The organism is Prolinoborus fasciculus (genome assembly GCF_056724605.1).
Genome location: NZ_JBWZQN010000003.1, coordinates 51,222 through 72,309 on the forward strand (window position 1 = coordinate 51,222; position 21,088 = coordinate 72,309).

19 protein-coding genes are annotated in these 21,088 nt (G+C 44.2%); 11 read left to right on the forward strand and 8 right to left on the reverse strand.

The features are described 5' to 3' along the window. Window positions 1–11: 11 nt before the first annotated feature. Together AC1P5O_RS01170 and nagZ are read right to left on the reverse strand one after the other, a co-directional pair. Window positions 12–875: a class I SAM-dependent methyltransferase gene (locus tag AC1P5O_RS01170; protein ID WP_129716341.1), complete on the reverse strand. Its 864-nt coding sequence runs from the start codon at window positions 873–875 to the stop codon at window positions 12–14. A 123-nt stretch (window positions 876–998) separates the two neighbouring features. Beyond that, window positions 999–2,021, reverse strand: coding sequence for a beta-N-acetylhexosaminidase (gene nagZ / locus AC1P5O_RS01175; protein WP_129716387.1), 1,023 nt, complete (start codon window positions 2,019–2,021; stop codon window positions 999–1,001). 199 nt (window positions 2,022–2,220) lie between these two features. On the opposite strand from nagZ, the gene AC1P5O_RS01180 reads away from it, so the two are divergent. The 8 genes from AC1P5O_RS01180 to AC1P5O_RS01215 all read left to right on the forward strand — a co-directional run bounded on the left by AC1P5O_RS01180 (window position 2,221) and on the right by AC1P5O_RS01215 (window position 13,232). Further along, entirely contained in the window at window positions 2,221–4,407 is a 2,187-nt protein-coding gene (locus AC1P5O_RS01180) for a carboxy terminal-processing peptidase (RefSeq protein WP_004278396.1), read from the forward strand. A 435-nt stretch (window positions 4,408–4,842) separates the two neighbouring features. Beyond that, on the forward strand, window positions 4,843–6,729 hold the full coding sequence (locus AC1P5O_RS01185; protein ID WP_262466707.1) for a putative bifunctional diguanylate cyclase/phosphodiesterase: 1,887 nt from the start codon (window positions 4,843–4,845) through the stop codon (window positions 6,727–6,729). A 19-nt stretch (window positions 6,730–6,748) separates the two neighbouring features. After that, window positions 6,749–7,777, forward strand: coding sequence for an IS701 family transposase (locus tag AC1P5O_RS01190; RefSeq protein WP_079255106.1), 1,029 nt, complete (start codon window positions 6,749–6,751; stop codon window positions 7,775–7,777). Window positions 7,778–7,944: 167 nt separating this feature from the next. After that, complete coding sequence (locus AC1P5O_RS01195) at window positions 7,945–9,537, forward strand: peptide chain release factor 3 (RefSeq protein ID WP_004647433.1); 1,593 nt, start codon at window positions 7,945–7,947, stop codon at window positions 9,535–9,537. 111 nt (window positions 9,538–9,648) lie between these two features. Then, window positions 9,649–10,473 (forward strand): hypothetical protein, encoded by an 825-nt coding sequence (locus AC1P5O_RS01200; protein WP_004647434.1) that lies wholly within the window; start codon window positions 9,649–9,651, stop codon window positions 10,471–10,473. Between the two features lie 44 nt (window positions 10,474–10,517). Then, window positions 10,518–11,480 carry an RsiV family protein gene (locus AC1P5O_RS01205; protein ID WP_129716337.1) on the forward strand — a complete coding sequence of 321 codons (963 nt, stop codon included), beginning with the start codon at window positions 10,518–10,520 and terminating at the stop codon, window positions 11,478–11,480. Next, window positions 11,477–12,298, forward strand: a complete 822-nt coding sequence (locus AC1P5O_RS01210) for a TatD family hydrolase (protein ID WP_004647437.1) — start codon at window positions 11,477–11,479, stop codon at window positions 12,296–12,298. The genes AC1P5O_RS01205 and AC1P5O_RS01210 overlap by 4 nt, the downstream gene beginning before the upstream one ends. A gap of 127 nt (window positions 12,299–12,425) precedes the next feature. Next, complete coding sequence (locus AC1P5O_RS01215) at window positions 12,426–13,232, forward strand: enoyl-ACP reductase FabI (RefSeq protein ID WP_004647438.1); 807 nt, start codon at window positions 12,426–12,428, stop codon at window positions 13,230–13,232. 175 nt (window positions 13,233–13,407) lie between these two features. Here AC1P5O_RS01215 and secB read toward each other — a convergent pair whose 3' ends face one another. From secB to rsgA, 4 genes are all read right to left on the reverse strand, one after another. Next, window positions 13,408–13,866, reverse strand: coding sequence for a protein-export chaperone SecB (secB, locus tag AC1P5O_RS01220; protein WP_004647439.1), 459 nt, complete (start codon window positions 13,864–13,866; stop codon window positions 13,408–13,410). Window positions 13,867–13,904: 38 nt separating this feature from the next. After that, on the reverse strand, window positions 13,905–14,159 hold the full coding sequence (gene grxC / locus AC1P5O_RS01225; RefSeq protein ID WP_004278388.1) for a glutaredoxin 3: 255 nt from the start codon (window positions 14,157–14,159) through the stop codon (window positions 13,905–13,907). A 21-nt stretch (window positions 14,160–14,180) separates the two neighbouring features. Further along, complete coding sequence (locus AC1P5O_RS01230; RefSeq protein ID WP_004647440.1) at window positions 14,181–14,588, reverse strand: rhodanese-like domain-containing protein; 408 nt, start codon at window positions 14,586–14,588, stop codon at window positions 14,181–14,183. A gap of 93 nt (window positions 14,589–14,681) precedes the next feature. Then, complete coding sequence (gene rsgA, locus AC1P5O_RS01235) at window positions 14,682–15,740, reverse strand: ribosome small subunit-dependent GTPase A (RefSeq protein ID WP_004278384.1); 1,059 nt, start codon at window positions 15,738–15,740, stop codon at window positions 14,682–14,684. Window positions 15,741–15,865: 125 nt separating this feature from the next. Here rsgA and orn point away from each other — a divergent pair, with 125 nt between their 5' ends. Continuing rightward, window positions 15,866–16,423: an oligoribonuclease gene (gene orn, locus AC1P5O_RS01240; RefSeq protein WP_004278381.1), complete on the forward strand. Its 558-nt coding sequence runs from the start codon at window positions 15,866–15,868 to the stop codon at window positions 16,421–16,423. Between the two features lie 36 nt (window positions 16,424–16,459). On the opposite strand, the gene AC1P5O_RS01245 is transcribed toward orn, so the two are convergent. Next, complete coding sequence (locus tag AC1P5O_RS01245) at window positions 16,460–16,711, reverse strand: hypothetical protein (protein ID WP_129716336.1); 252 nt, start codon at window positions 16,709–16,711, stop codon at window positions 16,460–16,462. A 182-nt stretch (window positions 16,712–16,893) separates the two neighbouring features. On the opposite strand from AC1P5O_RS01245, the gene AC1P5O_RS01250 reads away from it, so the two are divergent. Then, the gene (locus AC1P5O_RS01250; protein WP_129716334.1) at window positions 16,894–17,664 is read left to right on the forward strand and encodes a tRNA threonylcarbamoyladenosine dehydratase; all 771 of its coding nucleotides are present in this window, start codon (window positions 16,894–16,896) and stop codon (window positions 17,662–17,664) included. Window positions 17,665–17,762: 98 nt separating this feature from the next. Then, the gene (locus tag AC1P5O_RS01255) at window positions 17,763–19,598 is read left to right on the forward strand and encodes a tetratricopeptide repeat protein (protein WP_164542880.1); all 1,836 of its coding nucleotides are present in this window, start codon (window positions 17,763–17,765) and stop codon (window positions 19,596–19,598) included. A gap of 67 nt (window positions 19,599–19,665) precedes the next feature. Here AC1P5O_RS01255 and AC1P5O_RS01260 read toward each other — a convergent pair whose 3' ends face one another. Then, window positions 19,666–21,087 carry an efflux transporter outer membrane subunit gene (locus AC1P5O_RS01260; RefSeq protein WP_155861714.1) on the reverse strand — a complete coding sequence of 474 codons (1,422 nt, stop codon included), beginning with the start codon at window positions 21,085–21,087 and terminating at the stop codon, window positions 19,666–19,668. Window position 21,088: the final 1 nt, after the last annotated feature.

A 21,088-nucleotide genomic window follows, 5' to 3' on the forward strand; every position in this document is an offset into this window, starting at 1 on the left:
AAACAGCGTACTTAAACGCTGTTTTTTTTCACTGCATGAATCATCCAGACCAGATCACCTAAATGTTCATCTTGTTCTGGTGCCGGGTTTGGCTGATGAGGCTCGGCAAAATAACGTTGTGGTTGTTGTACCTCAACCTGGTCAAATCCTGCATCTTGAAAAAAGCGCTGCAGTTCTTGGGGGGATTTAAAATGAAAGGTAAACGCACTGCGAGACATGAATTTAAGCAGACGGCTACTGCTCCAGATAAAGTTCGCCAGTTTATTTTTCACCGGTTCAGGATAAATATCGCTGAGATAGTGAACTGCCGGGAAATACTGCGCATTTTCTGTAATCCCCTGCATCAGAATACCTAACATCTGCTGATCAAAATAATTAATCAGTCCTTCGCTAATGACCACTAAGGGCTGGTTGCGGTCAAACATCTGAAAAATACAGTCCAGTTCTTCACTAAAAATATCGGCAGTCAGGACTTCAGGGGCATACTGATCGATCTGCTGTAAAGCCTGCGTCTTGATCTTGGCCATATCCGGCAGGTCCAGTTCACGATAATTAATCTCGGGGAATTTCTGTCTGAAATTCCAGCTGCGTGGAGATAGTCCGCAGGCAATTTCAAGAACCTGAAGTTGTGGATGTTGCTCAATTAGTTGACACAAATGCTCATCAATCATCTGATGGCGCTGCTTAAGTGTAGTCCGCATGCTACCGCCGACATGGCGTTCTGCCCAGGATTCAAGGGGATGAAGCAGTTTGGCCAGAAACTTGCCTTTGGATGTAGCAAAGGCTGGATGTGAGATTCCCATTTGATACCAGATATAGCCGGTATAGTGCGCCGTAAAAGAAATATGGCGATGTTGCGAAAGTGAGTCTGTCATATTTGTTCTGACCTTATTGTTATTTTTAAGTTGATTGAATAATAGTGTAACCTTTTCATTACTATAATTAAAAAGGAACACCTTGTCGTGTCCCTTTTTCATATTGATTGGATTTAAAAAGTTTTAGCTGGATTGCTGTTTAAATGCCAGTATTTCATCACGGATCTCGCGCCATTCTTCACCCAGATCCAGTTCATCACCAATCTGGATGTTCGGGATGTTGCCGCGCATGCGTTCCAGGCGTTGCTGGTTCGGGAGGGGCAAATCTTCAATTCCTTCTAGTGCAATACATTGTGCTGCACGATCATTGCAGACCAGACCCATATCACAACCAGCTTTAAGGGCGGCCTGAATTCGGGCATCGGCACCGCCTGCGACACAGGCGGCCTGCATGCTTAAATCATCTGAGAACAGGACACCGTCAAAACCAAGCTCCTGACGTAAAACTTTCTGAATCCAGAATTCAGAGAATCCGGCTGGATTTAGATCAACTTGGCTATAGATGACATGAGCCGGCATCAGCGCATCCAGTTGTGATTGCAGTTGTATAAATGTTTGCATATCTTTTTGCTGAATCTCTGTATAAGAGCGCGTATCAATTGCTGCAGAAACATGCGAGTCCGCTTTGACCGAGCCATGACCGGGGAAATGTTTACCAGTTGAAGCCATACCGGCACGTTTCATACCTTTTAGAAATGCGCTGGCGAGTGGAATAATGTCCTGGATATTTTGGGCAAAGCTACGATCACCGATCACATCACTGATGTCATTCAAGTCCAGTACTGGGGCAAAGCTGAAATCAATGCCGACAGCCAGCACTTCAGTCGCCATCAGCCAGCCGCATTTTTCAGCCAGCTCTAGGGCACGCTGTGGATCGCGCGTATAAAGTTCGCCAAATTTCCCCGTGGCAGGCAGCAGGGTAAAGCCTTGTCTTAAACGCTGGACACGACCGCCTTCCTGATCTACCGCAATTAAAATATCAGGATGCACCTGACGCATATGATCGGTCAAAGCACGGACTTGCGCCGGAGATTCAATATTGCGACCAAATAAAATCACTCCACCGACTTGCGGCGCACTTAATAGTTCAATATCTTCTTGAGTGAGGGTTGTGCCTGCGATGTCGAGCATCAATGCGCCAATCATATGCGGAATCCGTTTTAGAGTTTTCGGAGAAAACAATACCTGAATTCTGCAATGATTTGCTACACTTTGTCAGCACAGAATATGATAAAACTACACGACATAAACATATTAAGTTGTTTAAGATGCTGAATACGTTAAATTCTGGTCGAAAAGCAACACGGTCACATTGGTCTCTAGGCCAAGGAAGTACGAATTATTTATGAAATTTCAAACTATAGCTTGCGCAGTTGCGATTGCGACAGGTGGATTCTTTTTTACCCATGTAGTGAATGATGCGATTGCGGCCAATAGTAATGAAGTGGTCAGTAAAGCAATTCAGCCATCTCAAGAGCAGGCGCTGGTGTCACGTCAGCTGGCAACCCTGGTTGACCGTCAGCATTATTTAAATATGCGTCTGGATGCCCAGACTTCGCAGCGTATTTTTGATTTCTATATTGATAGTCTTGATCCGGAACACAGTCTGTTTCTGGCCCCAGAAGTTGAAAACTATAAGAAACGCTACGGTGCCAATTTTGGTGCCAATCTGAAAGCTGGCAATTTGTCTGGTCCTTATGAAATGCATGCGCAATATCAACAGCGCTTGCACCAGTTCTACACCTATATGTTGAATGAGCTGAAAAAACCGCAAAATCTGAATCAGCCGAATGTTTATATCGAAACGGATCGTGAAAAAGCACCGTTCTTTAAAACTGAAGCTGAACAGCGCGCGCATTGGTCAAAAATGCTGGTGTCTCAGTTGATCAATCTGACCATTAGTAAAGAAGAGGAATTGGCCAAGCAGAAAGCCCTGAAAGCCAATCCGGAACTGGCCAATGGACAAGACCTCACGGGTCCTGAAGATCTAACGCCTGCGCAAACCTTGACCAAGCGTTATACCCGTCAGCTGGAACGTCTCAGCCGCGTCAAAAGTGATGATGTGCTCGACAAGACACTGAACGCGATGATGCTGACTTATGATCCGCACAGCAATTATTTCCCGCCTGTGGATGCGATGGAGCTGAATCGTCAGACGACTTTACAGCTGGAAGGCGTCGGCGTATCGATTCGCCCGGAACGTGGCAATGAAGATTACACCAAGATTGAAACCATCGTTGAAGGTGGTCCAGCCAGCAAATCCGGTCAGGTGAAATCAGGTGATCGTATCATTGGTGTGGCCCAAGACGGCGAGCAAATGGTCGATGTCATTGGCTGGCCAAGTAATGAAATTGTCGGTCTGATTCGCGGTAAACGTGGCACTAAAGTCACTTTACGCTTACTCGGTGCGGGTGCTGCCATGGGGCAGGCACGTAATGTGACCATTACCCGTGACGTGATTCAGGAAGAAGATGCCGGTGTACGTACACGTGTAGTCGACATTCAACGCGATGGCAAGAAATATCAATATGGTGTGATCGAAATTCCGTCGTTCTACCTGAACTATCGCGCACGCCGTGCCGGTACGGATTATCGTTCGGTGTCTGAAGATACCAACAAAGCCTTGAAAGAGCTGGCAGCGAAGAATGTTGCCGGAATTATTGTCGATTTGCGGAATAACCCAGGTGGTTCACTGGAAGAAGTGGCACGTATGTTGGGGCAGGTAATCAAGTCTGGTCCAGTGGTACAGATCCGTGATGGCAATGGCAATGTCAGCGTCTTTGAGGATGATGATGGCGGCGCACAAACCTATGCAGGTCCACTGGCAGTGATGGTGAATCTTGCCTCTGCATCGGCCAGTGAAATTTACTCTGCTGCGATTCAGGATTATGAACGCGGGATTGTGATTGGCAGTACTACCACCGGTAAAGGTACAGCACAAGTACAATTGGATAGTCTGGCGCATGGTCAGGCGACATTGACGCAGCGTAAATTCTACCGTGTGACCGGTGGCAGTACCCAGAATAAAGGGGTCGTTCCGGACATTAAACTGGTCGATATTTATAACGAGGAGTTTGGTGAGCGTAAGGCCAAAAATGCCCTGCAGTGGGATACTATTTCAACGGCACCATTTAAACGCGAAGGTGCAGTACAGAAATACGTTCCTGAATTGGCTAAACTTTCTCAGCAACGGGTCACACTGGATTCTCAGTTCAAGTATTTAGAACAGCGTAAAGCCGTGATGAAGAAAGCTGAAGAAGAGAAACGTCAGGTACTGGACTTGCAACAGCGTAAAGCTGAGTTGATTGCCATGGAGCAAAAAACGCTGGACGCAGAAAACACTCGTCGTGCTGCAACAGGTCTGAAACCTTATCCAAACTGGGAAAGTTATCAGGCTTCACTGGATGCCTTGATTGAAACACGTGCCAAGATGAAGGCCAAAGAACGTCCGGCTCTGCCTGAAGAAGAAGCGTTTGTGATTGAAGCGGCAAATGTGTTACTGGACTATGCCAAATTACAGGCAAAACCCTAAGTTTTAGCCTCATTGATCGTTGATAAAAATAGCCTGTTTCGACAGGCTATTTTTTTATTTTGCAAATCTGCATAAAAATCCAAATAAAATTTTGCTATGAAGTGCCATCTGTCTAAATAAAAAGAAAAAAATTGTGATGGTGATCGAATAAATGAGCTAAAAAAATGAAGCTAAATATTTGCTTAAATTTGAAACACTTCTAATATATAAGTTGTATTTTATTTTTCTGTTGAGTTTTATTTTTGGGGCAATTCTCAACTTCAAAAGAAAGAAATATAAATTCTAAATTTTAGTTAAGACTGATGTTGTTGCAGACCAATTGGCTTGCATGGATAGTCAGTCTTGAGATTTTACTGAGTTCAAATTTGACCGGGTGAAAATGGAAATATCAGTGCAGAGAATAATAAAAATGATCACCGATGGGGAACATTTTTTATGATTGATATTCAGCATGATATTGGTCTGTTCATCGGGTCCATTCTTTCTGCATTGGTTGCTTGCTATCTCATCGCACGGATTAAAAAATTTGCTTCAGGCGCTTTACAGCTAAACTTTAAAACCTTCAATTTAATGCTAACCGCCATGCTATTGGGCCTATTCATATGGTTGATCCATTTTATTGGGCTGACAGCAAGTTTTGTGCTGAATAAATATGAGATGGATTTGGGCCTGATGCTCCTGTCTGTTCTGGTGATATGCATTGCATCTATGTTTATCCTCTGGTTAAGTACCAGAAGTACCTGGTCATTTTTCCGGTCAGTTCTCGTATTAGGTGTGATCGCACTCAGCATCTTTGGCATGCACTCTATTAGCATGATGTCATTCAATTTTACTGCCGCCCATATGCAACAGTCACCGGAATTAGTTCAGGCACATGATCAGCTATTTCTGGCCATGATACTGATGAGTGGATTGCTGCTGGTAACGCTGATTTGTATCATCGTGTCCGAACTGCGTGTGGGATTACGCAACCGTCAGCTTGCATGGGCCAATCAACAAATTGAAAATCAGACCATTCAGGACAATCTGACCAAATTACCTAACCGTTTGTATCTGGCTGAATATGCAAATCTGCTGTTTTCAGGTCAGTCCGAACAGCAGCATGAAATTGCTTTTTTATATATCGATCTGGATCGTTTTAAGGCAGTCAATGATGTGTTTGGCCATCTGGTCGGCGATCAGTTGCTGATTCAATTGACCACGCGGATTCATCTGTTATTAGGCCATCATTCCAAGCTGCTCAGAATCGGTGGGGATGAATTTCTGCTGGTACTGGAAAATACTTCAGTCGCCAAAGCTGCAAAAATGTCAGAACAGATTCTTGAACTGATTCAGGAAAGTTTCCTGATTGAAGGCAAGAGTATTCATATCTCGGGCAGTATTGGTATTGCCATGTATCCGGAGCACGGCAAAAATTTACAGGATCTGCTGGTCAATGCTGATGCCGCGATGCTGAGTTCCAAGTATCAGGGACGCAATACCTATTCAGTCTTTAATTACTCTACCGATCAGGATGAAAGCAAGAGTCAGAGTACCCTGATTAATGATCTATATAAAGCCGTGGAAGAACAGCAGTTTGTGCTGTTTTATCAGCCCAAGTTTTGGACCAAGGATCGTAGCTTGTGTGGGGTAGAGGCATTAATTCGCTGGAACCATCCCCAGTTTGGGCTGCTCGGCCCGAATCTGTTTATCAATGCAGCTGAAAAAACCGGACTGATTATTCAAATGGGCTATTGGGCATTGGAACTGGCTTGTCAGCAGATTCAAAAATGGCAACGGACACATACTGAATTTTTCCCTATCGCGGTCAATTTGTCTGCGGTACAATTTGAACATAAGCATCTGTTTAGTACTTTAGAAAAGTTATTTGCACAATATAAAATCAGTCCTCAGCATTTAATGATCGAGATTACTGAATCGACTGCCATGCATCATATTGATGTGAGTATGCGCAGCTTTAAGCGCTTAAGACAAATGGGCATCCGTCTAGCCATTGATGATTTTGGTACAGGGCATTCCAGTTTTCTCTATTTAAAGAATTTCGCCGTAGATGAGTTAAAAATTGACCGGGAATTTATCAAAAATCTGGCAGTCGGCTCCAAAGAAGAAATGATTCTGGAAAGCATTATTCAGCTGGCCATAAAACTGGGCTTGGTGGTGACTGCAGAAGGCGTTGAAACAGAAGCGCAAGCGGAAATTTTAACCCGACTGGGTTGTGAACAGTTACAAGGCTTTTTACTGGGCTTGCCGGTAGATGAACAACGACTAGAAAGTTTACAATTTCATAGGACTTACGCATTGACGGATTCAAAAAAGTATTAAAATACTTTATAAAGTATCTGTGATCAGACGAATTAAACATGCTTCTACAGCAACTTGTACATTACCCATTTATATGGGCTTTCTCATGACAGAACCGAACTCTATTAGCTGCACACAACTTGCCGAGACTTATAATATCTCGCATGATAGTGTAAATCGCTTTCTAGAGCGTGAAGACTACACACCTCACGACCTATATCAAGAATCAATTCAACATATTGATAATAATAAACTTATAGTCAGTATTGATGATACTGTTTTAGATAAACCATATAGTCAACATATGGACTTGGTTAGCTATTTTTGGTCAGGCAAACACCACCGATCCGTCAAGGGTATTAATCTCATTACCTTGTATGCGACAGATCAAAATGGTCAAAATATTCCAATTAATTTCCGAATTTATGACAAATCTGAAAGTAAAACCAAGAATGATTACTTTATGGATATGTTAAGTGAAGTACTCAGTTGGGGTGCAAAGATTCAATTTATTACAGGTGATAGTTGGTATTCATCGACTGGAAATCTAAAAACCATAAGAAAATATGGTATTCGATTTATGTTTGGTATCGACTGTAACCGTAAGGTTTCCCCAGAAAAAGGACAATGGTTTCAACTGCGTTTATTGCCAGATTTCCATCAGGGTCAAGTGGTCTGGCTCAAAGATTTTGGCTTTGTACAATTATTTAAGACTCAGTTAAAAGAACAGCAGAGGTTTTATATTGTGCATCAAGATGAAGATGATTTATTGTCCTTTGAGGGTTTTCATGAATTGCATTCAAGTCATTGGAAAATAGAGCAATATCACCGGGTGATTAAACAGGTTTGTCATATTGAAAAGTTTCAAGTAAGACGATCTAAACTGATTTTGAATCATATTTTTTCAGCCTTGATGGCCTACGTTGAGATACAAAAGAACCAGTTTGAGCGGATCTTTGAAAATGTATATCGTTGGCAGAAGAAATTATTTAGACCAGTTATCAAAAACTTCATTGATGACTTTATTCTCGATAAAAATCATCTGCTACCACAGAGAATCTATAAATAATAGTGCGTAAGTCCTATTTCATTAATAACGCTCTAATTGATTGAGCGTCAGGATAGACGACATGGCTCACGGAACACCACACTGAAACTCTGCTACAATATCGCCAATTTTTTCATATTGATCGAATTTGATCTCGAATGCTGTGCATTGAGCAGTAGGTATATTTCATGAGCTTTAAGCAAGAACTGGCGGCACAAGTCGCCCAGCGACGTACGTTCGCTATTATTTCCCACCCCGATGCCGGTAAAACCACCATGACAGAAAAATTGCTGTTATGGGGTCAGGCCATTCAGGTGGCCGGGATGGTAAAAAGCCGTAAATCTGACCGGGCCGCAACATCGGACTGGATGGAAATGGAAAAAGAGCGTGGTATCTCGATCACGACTTCGGTGATGCAATTTCCTTTTAAAGACAAGATGATCAATCTTCTGGATACCCCGGGACATGAGGACTTCTCGGAAGATACCTACCGTACCCTAACCGCGGTAGACTCGGCGCTGATGGTGATTGATGGTGCAAAAGGTGTCGAAGACCGTACCATTAAACTGATGGAAGTGTGTCGGATGCGCGATACTCCGATCATCTCATTCGTCAATAAAATGGACCGTGAAATCCGTGAACCGCTTGAGCTTCTGGATGAAATCGAAAACGTTCTGAAAATTAAATGTGTCCCGATCACCTGGCCGCTCGGTACAGGCCGTGATTTTGCAGGTGTATTTAATTTAATCGAAGAAAAATTCTACGTGTATAAAGCCGGTTTCGGTTCAGTGATTACCGAGATCGAAGTGCGTGATGGTTATGACTATCCTGATCTTCGTGAGAAAGTCGGTGAGCTGGCTTGGGCGGCATTTGAAGAATCGCTTGAACTGGTACAAATGGCCAACGAACCTTTAGATCGTGAAGAATTCCTGGCGGGTCGTCAAACGCCTGTTCTGTTCGGTACAGCCTTGGGTAACTTTGGTGTCGACCATGTTCTGGATGCCTTCAGTCAATATGCGCCATCTCCTAAAGCCCATCCGACTCAAGATCGTGTTGTAGAAGCGGATGAAGAAGGCTTCACCGGTTTTGTCTTTAAAATTCAGGCCAATATGGATCCGAAACACCGTGACCGTATTGCCTTTATGCGAATCTGTTCAGGCAAGTATGAGAAAGGCTTGAAGATGAAACACGTACGTCTGGATAAAGATGTGCGCATCAGCGATGCCTTAACTTTCCTTGCTGGCGATCGTCAGCATCTGGAAGAAGCCTGGCCGGGTGATATTATTGGTCTGCATAACCATGGCACCATTCAGATCGGTGATACATTTACCTCGGGTGAGAAACTTCAGTTTACCGGTATTCCACACTTTGCGCCTGAAATGTTCCGCCGTGTCCGCTTGAAGGATCCATTAAAATCCAAGCAGCTGCAAAAAGGTCTGAAAGAGCTTTCAGAAGAAGGGGCAACCCAGGTATTCATGCCGCAGAATAACAACGATCTGATCGTTGGTGCTGTAGGTGTGCTACAATTTGAAGTGGTGGCTTACCGTCTGAAAGAAGAATACAAAGTTGATTGTGTTTACGAACCGGTCAGCATCAACACAGTACGTTGGGTGTCTTGCGATGATGAGAAGAAATTCAACGAATTCAAGAAAAAAGCTCATGACCAGTTGTCTGTCGATGGTGGTGGTCATTTGACATATCTCGCACCAAGCCGCGTGAATTTGCAGCTGATGCAAGAACGTTATCCGGACATCGTGTTCCACAATACGCGTGAACACTAAACTTTAACGTTCCGCAGCTAAAGTTTAAAAATATCAAACAGCTTCTCCGGAAGCTGTTTTATTTTATGCTACATTTAAGCAATTAATAACTCGATAGATATAGCAAAGAGAATGAAGCTCAGCAAGGAAGTCGTCCTCGGTTCTGTGATTGGTTTAAGTCTTGTCCTGAGTGGCTGTGATCAAAGCGAAAAAGAGCCTGTTAATACTCCGCAAAATGAGAAAATGACCGCAGCTCAGCAGACCGCAGATGTTTTGCCTTATCTGAATATTCAAGAGCAGCCGGCTAAAATTGCCTTGCCATTTTGTGAAAATAAAAACTGTATCAATCTGGATATTCAGACCTTGCATACGGTTGATCCATGGATGAACCAATGGATTGAAAAGCAGCAGGCCAAAGTGATCCAGGATCAAATTGGGTTGAAACAGGACATGAATTTACAGCAGGCGATCAATGCCTATGTAAAAAAATCGGATGCCTGGCAGGCGCAGCTCAATCTGAACAAGGCTTATGAGTTATCGCTATATACCCGCATTCCCTACCAGCGCAATCAATATGTATTGATGCAGATTGGGGTCGATACCAAACAGGAAAATGTCAGCGTGCATGAGCGCTATTATTTTTTTGTGGCTGATCGTCGCCAGCAGAAAATGCTGACTCCACTGGATATTATTGATCCTAAGCAACAGTTATTAATGGATCAGATTATTCAACAAGCTTATGAGACATGGCTCAAAGAAAACGATCAGCAAGTTCAGCAGAAAGCACCGAAAAAACTGTATTGGGGACAGGCTGACTGGTTCTTTGATCAGGAAGGCATTGGTCTGCATTTTCGCAGCCATGAAATTAGCAAAGATGCCAAACAACTGGATATTTATTTAACAAAACAACAAACACAACAGGTCTTGAAAGCTGATATCTATCAGCATATGTTTTAAAGCTCATGATCCTGCGAGATTACAGGTTCCAAAAAGGTGAATGAATGCCAAAATACAAGAATATCTTTTGTCTATCTATCCTGGCATCAGCGATCTTGCTGAGTGCGTGCCAGCCGAAGAGTAATGAGCCGGAAGAATCAAGTGCTTCCGAGGTGCTACAAGCCGAAGCTGAAGCACTTAAACTCAGCGGCGATACCGAAAAGCTCAAGCTGGCGATTCCAGAATGTGAAGACAAAAGCTGTCCGGAAATCTCGATCGAACGTCTGAACAGTAATCAGAGCTTTATTGATGAATGGATCGACCAGCAGATTCTGCAACAGTTGAAAAATATCCTGTCTCTTGATGCGATTGAACCGGCAAAAGTGAGCGCTGCCAGCGAAGCGGACATTGCCGCCTCTGAACCCAAAGCTGCTTTAGCAACAGTGGTGACACCAAAACAGCAGCTTGAGCAGCAAACTCAACCTTATATGCAGACTTTCTTGAATCTGGATAAAGAGCTCAAGGCCCTGAGTGCCAGTCATAGTATTAGCCTGATGATTAAGCCCAAGATTCTGCATTCGGGTGATCCTCTAGCGACAGTAGTTTTGAACAGCAGTTATTATCTGGGAGGCGCACACGGGGCATCTGCACAGACTTATTATAATTTTGATCTGGAACAGAAAAAGCTGATCAAGCTGGATGACATTATTGCGGTCAAACAGAAAGCCCAACTGGAAGCGCGTGCTTATGATGCGTTTAAAACCTGGGTGGTAGAGTCCAAGCTGGCCAAAGATGTCGCCGAATATGAACAGGCCTGGAAGTTCAAGCTTACCGATAACTTCTATCTGGGCAAAGACGGCTTGATATTGCAGTATGCCGAATATGAAATTGGGCCATATGTTGTTGGCTTGCCACGTCTGATGATTCCTTATGAGCAGTTACAAGGTGTGCTGAAACCCGAATATCTGCCTCAAACTGAAAAAGCTGCCTCCGAGGCACAGCCAGCATCTGCTGCAAAAGCCAAATGACCTTAAAACTGTTTGATACGCATACCCATTTTGATGTTCCCGATTTTGATCCTGATCGGGAACAGTTGGCCTATACGGCCAAAGCGGTAGGTGTCGATCATCTGGTTTTAATTGGTTTTTTGCAAAACCGTTTTCAAGATTTGTTAAGGACCCATCACTTCATCAATGATCTGGAAAATGCCCCGCAAAGCCATTTGGCACCCGGCTTGCATCCGTTTTATATTGAACAGCATCAGGCTGAACATCTATACGATTTGGAACGGCTGCTCAAAACTGAACCATGCATTGCCATTGGCGAAATCGGTCTGGATACCTTTTTAAAACAGCACAAACAGGCGGAAATTTTTCAGAAGCAAAAAGATTTTTTTGCTGCACAGCTTGAACTGGCACAGCAATTTGATAAGCCGGTTTTGCTGCATATCCGCAAATCGCATGCGGAGGTTTTGCAGATTTTAAAACAGCAGCAGTTTAAACAGGGCGGCATTGCGCATGCCTTTGGTGGTGGGATTGAGGAAGCCAAGGCTTTTATCAAGCTGGGATTCAAACTGGGCATCACCGGGCAAATCACCAATCTAAATGCCAAAAAACTTCATCAAGTGGTGCAGTATGTCGGACCAGAACATTTGGTATTGGAAACTGACTGTCCGGATATGACGCCACTCTGTTGTCAAAGCTCGACCGAGCAACGTACCCGAAATACACCTGCAAATTTACCTTATGTGCTGCAAGGACTGGCAAAGAGCCTGCATATGCACAAAGAGGAACTGGCTGAACAGCTCTGGCAAAATACTCATCAGGCCCTGCATCTGACCATTTAAGTTAATACTCTTAACTCAGTCTTAAATTCCCAGTTCATCATAAATCGAAAAAAAGGTGCATTATGCAATTTCTAAAATGCTTCAGACTTGGCATCATGCCATATACATTCTTTTAGGTGAGATTCACATGGCACAAGGACTTTTGGCGGGTAAGCGCTTCTTGATCGCGGGCATTGCGAGTAAATTATCGATTGCTTTTGGTATTGCTCAAGCATTGCATCGTGAAGGTGCTGAATTGGCTTTTACTTATCCAAATGAAAAGCTGAAAAAGCGGGTAGATGACTTTGCTGAACAGTTTGGTTCGAAACTGGTTTTTCCTTGTGATGTGGCAGTCGATGCTGAAATTGACCATGCATTTGCCGAACTGGCTAAACACTGGGATGGTCTGGACGGCGTAGTGCATTCTATCGGTTTTGCACCGGCACATACGCTAGATGGTGACTTCACCGAGATCACGGATCGTGAAGGCTTTAATATTGCACATGACATCAGTGCTTATAGCTTTATTGCAATGGCACGTGCGGCAAAACCTTTGCTGCAAGTCCGTCAAGGCTGTTTGCTGACATTGACCTATCAAGGTTCTGAGCGTGTAATGCCAAACTATAACGTGATGGGTATGGCCAAAGCCTCTTTAGAAGCAGGCGTACGTTATTTGGCGTCTAGCTTGGGTCAGGAAGGTATTCGTGTGAACGCGATCTCTGCGGGTCCAATCCGTACCTTGGCAGCTTCAGGTATTAAATCATTCCGTAAAATGCTTGACCTGAATGAGAAAGTTGCTCCATTAAAACGTAATGTGACGATTGAAGATGTCGGTAATGCCGCATTATTCCTGTGCTCGCCATGGGCTAACGGAATTACCGGTGAAATCCTGTATGTCGATGCCGGTTTCAATACGGTAGGTATGAGCGCTGATTTGATGGCGGATGCGGAATAAGTCCTATAAATCCTCTCTCCCTCAGGGAGAGAGTTAGAGAGAGGGGAATGACTTCTTTCTCTGAGTGAGGAAATGATTAAAATCCCCCTCATTCCCCCTTTGATAAAGGGGGAGGCCACTCAAGGCAATAAAAAAGACCGCATAAGTGGTCTTTTTTAGATTTGAAGGATAGCGATTAAGCTTGACCATCCACAGCAGCGGCTTGCGCACGTTGCATATTGGCTTCAAATTCAGCATCGAAGTTGATTGGAGTCAATAGCAATTGTGGGAAGCTACCTTTAGTCACCATATCATTCACTGCTTCACGTAGGAACGGGAACAGGATGTTCGGGCAGTATGCGCCTAGGATGTATGGAAGACGCTCTTCTTCAACACCATCCACCAGGAAAATACCAGCTTGAGTGACATCAACGATAAACGCGGTATCACCTTCGTTGGTCGCTTGAACCACGACTTTCAAAGCTACTTCAAAATGAGTTTCATCAATTTTTTCTGCAGAAGAAGAAAGATTGATGTTTAACTCAGGTTGCCATTGCTTAGTAAAAACTTGCGCCCCAGGAACTTCAAAAGAAATATCTTTGGTATAAATACGCTCTAATGCCAATTGTGGTTGAGCTTGTTGTTCTTCACTCATTTTTTGATCCTTAATATGAAGTGATAATTTTAGTAAGGTTAAGCCAGCAATTCATCAAGTTTGCCTTCACGCTCTAAAGCATAAAGTTGGTCAAAACCACCGATGAACTGATCATTAATAAAAATTTGTGGCACGGTACGGTGATTGGTACGCTGCATCAATTCAAGACGTACTTCAGGCGCTTCTTGAGACAAGTTAATCTCTTTATATGCCACACCCTTACGTTCCAGTAGCTGTTTTGCACGCACGCAATAAGGACACACTGTCGTCGAGTAAATAGTAACTTCAGCCATGATCAATCTCCTGTTCGTGGATTATTTGCTTTTCACCAAAGGTAAACCTTGAGCTTTCCAGTTGCTGACGCCGCCATCAAGACGGTAGGCATCGGCATGACCAACCTGCTGTAATGCAGTACCAGCCACCTGTCCAAGGTTACAAATGAACACCAAAGGGCGATCAGATGCTTTCAGCTCTTCAACATGTTTTGTAATCTGGCTATATGGAATATTACGGCTGCCGCTGATATGACCTTCACGGAAGTCTTTGGCATCACGTAGATCAACCAGCATGGCATTTTTTGCTTTGACTAAAATTCCCAGCGATTGCGGAGAAATTTTGCGACCGTTACGTTGACCTTCGATAATGAAGAACAAAACCACTAATACCGCGAGTGTTCCAAATAAGAAGGGGTGATTCCCCATAAACTCGAACCAACGTTCCACAATTCACCTAATTACAATTTTAAAATTGCCAAGAGTATAGCTCATAAATATGGTGATCAAAATCACCGCTTCAAGGGCCAAGGGTTAAGAAAATTAATTTTTTTGCTGTGCTTCAGTGATTTCGTCGATTAAACGTAAATAGCTGTCCAGTCGGCGCGGCAAAATTTCACCTTCGGCCGCAGCCTGACGCAAAGCACATTGTTTTTCATGCTTATGGGTACAGTTACGGAACTGACAATGGCCGAGCAGATTTTCAATTTCAGGAAAGCCGCTTTGTACCTTATCTAAAGTCAGATGCCACAGGCCAAATTCACGAATTCCCGGAGAGTCAATCAGGGCCGCACCTTCACCAAAACCGATCAAGCGCGTTGACGTCGTGGTGTGTTGACCGAGTGCCGAGTTTTCCGAAATAATATTGGTTTTCTGTGCGGCATCCGGCACGATCGCATTAATCAGCGTGCTTTTACCCACACCAGATTGACCGACGAAAGCCACCGTTTCATTTTCCAGACGATTAGACAGTGCAGTCAGGTCGCCATCGGATTGGGTCTGCATCACTTCATAACCGAGATCTTGATATTCTTGCAGCAGAGTCAGAATCGGATCGTTTTCTTTTAACAAATCGGCTTTATTCATCACCAGCAATGCAGGAATATCGGCATCGGCACAGGCCACCAGATAACGGTCGATCAGGCCCGGCGCTGGCTCAGGCAATGGTGCAAACACGATCACAATCAGTGAAATGTTGGCCGCTACCGGTTTAACCTTGTGATAGCGGTCGGGGCGTGTCAATAAGGATTTTCGGGGATGAATCGCGGTGATAATTCCTAAACCGGTATTCGGATCGGCTTGCCATTTGACCCGGTCACCCGTGACCAATAAATCCAGATTGGTTCGAGTATGACAGCGCCAGACGCTGTCCAGTTCAATCTCTTTCCAGAAAGGTTCAGGCTCACCATCGGCGACCACAGGTTTTTCAGGGTGAATGTCAGGGCGAGACAAAGCTTGCACTTCAAGTTGGCGGCCATAATGTTGCACCACTAAACCTTCAAGATCACTGGAGGTATCGAGATCTTCTTGACGTGTTTTCTGTTGTTTCTGAATGCGGCGCTGTTGTTGCTCTGTCAGACGACGCTTACGTATTAAGGCCATTCATATCCTAAAAAAACCGGGTAAATCAGATGGCAAAAATAGCATGAAGCAGCCCCCGAATGACACCCAAGATGTAATTAATTTGCTACTATAGTTGTTTTTAAACCCAATAAGATTGCACATTTATGAGCAGCACCGCTGATACCCGCCTGATTTGGATTGACCTTGAAATGACAGGTCTAGACACAGACAATGATCAAATTATTGAAATTGCAACAATTGTAACCGATGACAATTTGAATATTTTGGCAGAAGGTCCTGTGCTTGCGGTACATCAGCCTGCACGTCTGTTAAATGCCATGGATGAGTGGAACACTCGCCAGCATGGCCAGTCTGGTCTGATTGAACGTGTACGTCGCAGTAAACTGACCGCTCAGGATGCCGAACAGCAAACTATTGAATTCCTGAAAAAATGGGTCAATCCAAAATCTTCACCGATGTGTGGTAACTCGATCTGTCAGGATCGCCGTTTCTTGCACCGCCTGATGCCTGAACTGGAGCAGTATTTCCATTACCGTAATCTGGATGTCTCTTCAGTGAAAGAGCTGGCCAAACGCTGGCGCCCGGAAATCATGAGTGGCCTCAAGAAAAATGCTTCGCATCTGGCAATGGATGACATTCGTGATTCGATTGCGGAATTGAAATACTATCGTCAATATTTCTTTATCATGAATAAAGACTAATTCCGATAGATGAAAAAGAGGCGAAAGCCTCTTTTTTTATTTTACTGAACTGGATTTTTTTCTAGTGTAAAACTGTTCCATGCTTTCAAATCCTACCCACAAGAGCAATAACAAAATCAGATGATTCTGTGTTTCATAACGATCGACAATAACCAAGCCAAATAATCCTAAAGTCATTAAACGAATGAGAATGCTGAGATAATAATTTTTTTTCTTTTGGCTGATCAGAACATAAAAATAAAGTCCGATACAAAGCATGTTCAAACCCAAAAGGGTGTTAAATAGCATGACATTCCACTCCTTTGGGCCAAATGACATAGAATTAATTTGTTGATATTTTAATCAATTGCGAGTGAGTTGTCGCTCTCAGCCGATCTGAATGTCATTTAAATCGATCAAAAATTTAGTGGCGGTAAAGAAAAGCGGATTTTGCTAAAATGATCCGGTATTTTTATTGCTATAGATGACCTATGACTGACCTGCTTCAAGATGATGAATATGACCGCCGTTTTGCTGGTGTTGCCAAAATTTATGGAGAAGACAGCTTTAACCATTATGAAAAAAGTCATGTGATGGTGATTGGCATCGGTGGTGTCGGTTCATGGGCAGTAGAAGCTCTGGCACGTAGCGGAATTGGCGAACTGACCTTGGTCGATATGGATGTGGTGGCGGCATCAAATATCAACCGCCAGTTACCTGCCATGAGTACCACCTTGGGTCATGAAAAAATTGAAGTTATGGCCGAGCGGTGTCGTGCAATTAATCCACGGATTAAAATCAATCTAATTGATGATTATCTGACGCCTGAGAATATCAAAGAAATTTTAGCTCCGACACCGGATCTGATTTTAGATTGCATCGATGATGTCAAAGCCAAATTTGCCCTGATGCTACATTGTCGCTTTAACAAGATTCCTTTAATTGTATCGGGCGGGGCAGGTGGCAAACTGGATCCACTGAAAATTCGTGTTGCAGATTTATCTAAAACCGAACAGGACCCGATGCTGGCCAAATTACGTGTCCAGTTACGTGCTAAAGGCATCTGTAAAAAGCCCAAAGAAAAATTCGGTATTACCTGTGTCTATTCCATCGATAATCCATTCTCCAGTGCCGATGTGTGTGCTAGTGCCGGCTTGCGCTGCGGTGGTTATGGTTCTGCCGTGGTGGTAACTTCAAGCTTTGCCATGGTTGCCGTGGCAGAAGGTTTGAAAAAGCTCGATAGTAAAAGAGCAAAAGCCTGATTTAAAAAATAAAAAGCACAATCTATGTGCTTTTTTTAAACTGGCGTTTAGAATGAAAGGATTCATTCGCAGAACAAAAATAATGTTTTGGAGCAGCTATGTGGTTCTTGCTGGTACTGATTTTGGGGATAGGGGCGTTGGCGATCTGGATGTGGAAACGTCCGGATCCGGTGAAACGTGATCAGGCGAAGGCTGTACAACATGATTTATGGATTGAGCAGATTGATGCTCAACTGAAACATGCAGCACGTTTGAGTTCAGATCCGGAACATCCGAATTATGAACGTGCCTATCAGATTTATCAGGGACTGGCTCAGCAACAGGAAATTCCACAAGCCTATGTAGGTATGGGCCTAATGCATCTGCAAGGTCTAGGGCATGAGCAAAATACTGAAAAAGCCATCAGCTACCTGGACAAAGCCTTTCGCTTGGGCAGTGATGAAGCGGCCTATCATTTGGGGCAGATTCATGAAGGGGAGGCGTATCAACAGGCTGACCCGGATAAAGCTCTGTACTGGTACCGACATGCGGTAGCACGTGGCAATCTGGATGCCCAGTACCGCATCACTGAACTTTCTTCTACCGAAGGCCAGCCTCAAAACGAGATGACTGCAGAAAAACAGCGTCTGGCATTATTAATTCAAAATGCCGGGCAGGGTCATGCCAATTCGCAGTATCAGTTGGCTCAGTATTATTTGGCAGATTCAACAACACAAGATTTAGTGCAAGGAATTCATTATCTGTTTCTGGCGGCACAACAAGATCATTTGGCCGCTAATCAGCAGATCGCCGATGATTATGGGCATGGACAGATTCTCCCCCAAGACCTGATGCAATCGCTGCAATTTATTAAAGGTTGTATCAGTCTCGGTGACCAGAAAGGTCTCTATGATTATTATGCCGGTGTGTTACAAGGCCGTATCGATACCGACCAGCGTCAACGCGTGTTCCAGCATTTATTGCAGCAGTCCAAAGAGCATGCCGATGCACAAGCCAAGACTTTAATCGGGCTGGCTTATTTTCATGGCTGGTATGTTGATAAAAATGAAACCATGGCATTTCGTTACTGGTCGGAAGCGGCCAACAGTCAGCATGCGCCTGCATTATGCATGATTGCTGCGCTGTATTTTGAGCAGCACCTGGTGGCCAACGAACCGCAAAAAGCATTTGAGTTATATCAGGCTGCCTATCAGCTTAGTCCTGATGATGTGTCTGCAGGGATGGGGCTGGCGCTGTGTTATTTAAACGGTGTAGGCACAGTTAAAGATACGGGCAAAGCCACACAAATGATTCAGAGCGCGGCACAGCAGTATTGGCTGATTGAAGCTCAATCTGAAGCGGATTTAATTTATAGCGTCGGCCGGTTTTATAGTCTAGCTGAATATCCTTTACCGACACGTGACAAAGCTATCCAGTATCTGAATCAGGCGGTTGCGAAAGGTTCGAAAGAGGCGGCATGGTTCCTGTACCAAGCTCTGTCAGGCATTTATCCTGTCTTTGTGAACAATTTAGAGCTAGCAAATCGTTATCTGCATCAGGCTGCGCAATTGGGTCATGCCCAAGCACAGGCAGAATTGGGCTTGAAATATCTTAAAGGCCAACAGATTGCGCAGGATATTGCCTTAGGCTTGAGCTATCTGCAAAAAGCAGCCGCTCAGCAGAATGGTGTAGCACTGAATGCTCTGGGTGAAGCATATGAACAGGGTCAAGGTGTTGAGAGCAATATTGAGCAAGCCGTACAGTATTATCAGCAGGCGGCAGCGCAGGTAAATGCGGATGCTTATAGCCATCTTGGACGTTTATATACCAAGGGAATTGGCGTGGAGCGTGATATCAGAATCGCACGGGACTGGCTGGAAAAAGGCAGTTTACTCGGACATGAGCGATCCACTGAATTATTGAAAAATGTGAATGCGTATTTGCAAATGAAATAAACTGACTCAAATCATATGAGCTAAAAAACCGCTGTCTGACAGCGGTTTTTTTATGGATCAAGCTTTGTTAAGGTAATTGTTTAATCGGGCTACCACCCAATGCCTGCATCAAGGTGACATAAGCATTGTACTGGTTCTGTCTGGTTTGCACCAAAGACAGCCGCGCATTGCGCGTAGTTTCCTGTGCATCCAGCAGGTTTTTCAACGCCACCGCACCATTACGATAACGCACTTCAGTCAAGCGTTCAGTTCTTTCTGTCAGCTCAACATTGCGTTGCTGTAATGCAACCTGCTTAGTGAGCTCAGTACGATTCGACAAGGCATTTTCCACATCGGCAAAGGCTTCGTATATGGTCTGGCGATACTGGATAATGGCTTTTTCATATTCCAGCTCATTCACCTGTAAATCGCGTTTCATGTCATTCCATTGCAGGAATGGCAAGGTCAGACCGGCACCTAAAGTTGCAACCGGATTCTTTAGCGCATCAGTTAATGAAGTATTAGCACCCACACCTACACCAGTAGACAATGCTCCGGTCAAACTAATAGATGGATAGTAGCTGGCTTTGTTGGCATCTTTATTGGCTAGTGCCTTACGCAAGCGTAGTTCAGTGGCTCGAAGGTCAGGACGACGTGACAATAAACTCGCCGGTAAGTCAGCCTGAATACTCGGTAATTGAATATTTGGTAAACGGCTTGGCTCTTGAATCGCGAGCTGTTGTACCGGCATATGCAGCAATACCGCCAAGCCAGTACGCGTTTCCACACGTTGCTGAGCAATCTGGCTTAAGGTCGCCTGCTGGCTTTGAATCGCCTGTTCAGCCTGGGTTAAATCCAGACCAGATACTGCGCCGGCACGATATTGCACCCGCACCAGATCATAGGTTTTTTGCGCTGTCGCCAGATTTTGCTGTACCACGCTATAACGTTCATTCAGATAAGCCAGCTGCCAATAGAGTTGCGCCGTGGTGCCGATCAGGCTCTGAGCAGTTGCTTGCAAGTCTTCTTCAGAGGCCAGTGCTTCCCAGCGTGCTGCTTCAGTCTGATTGGCCAGTTTGCCAAACAGATCCAGCTCATAGCTTAAGCCCGGATAATTAACCCCAAAACCCGATGAACTATCACCGTCTTCCAAATCAAAACTTCTACGTGTTGTCAGTCCGGCATCGCCAATACGCACCCCTTGCTGACTTTGAGCCTGTCTGGCTTGAATGCGGGCCTGTTGTAAACTGATGCCAGCCACTGCCAGATCGGTATTCTGCGCCAATACTTTATTCACCAAATTATTTAATTGTGGATCTTTAAATAAAGTCCACCATTGATCTGCCAGAATATCGGCATGGATTTGCTGACTTAAAACCTTATTGTTTTGAAAGCTGCCCGGCATATTGATTGCAGGCTGTTCATAGGGCGTTTTTACCACTGCGGCACAACCGACCAGCGAGCTTCCCAGCAACAGGGCACTGGCAAGCTTGGTTAAATTCATTTGCATA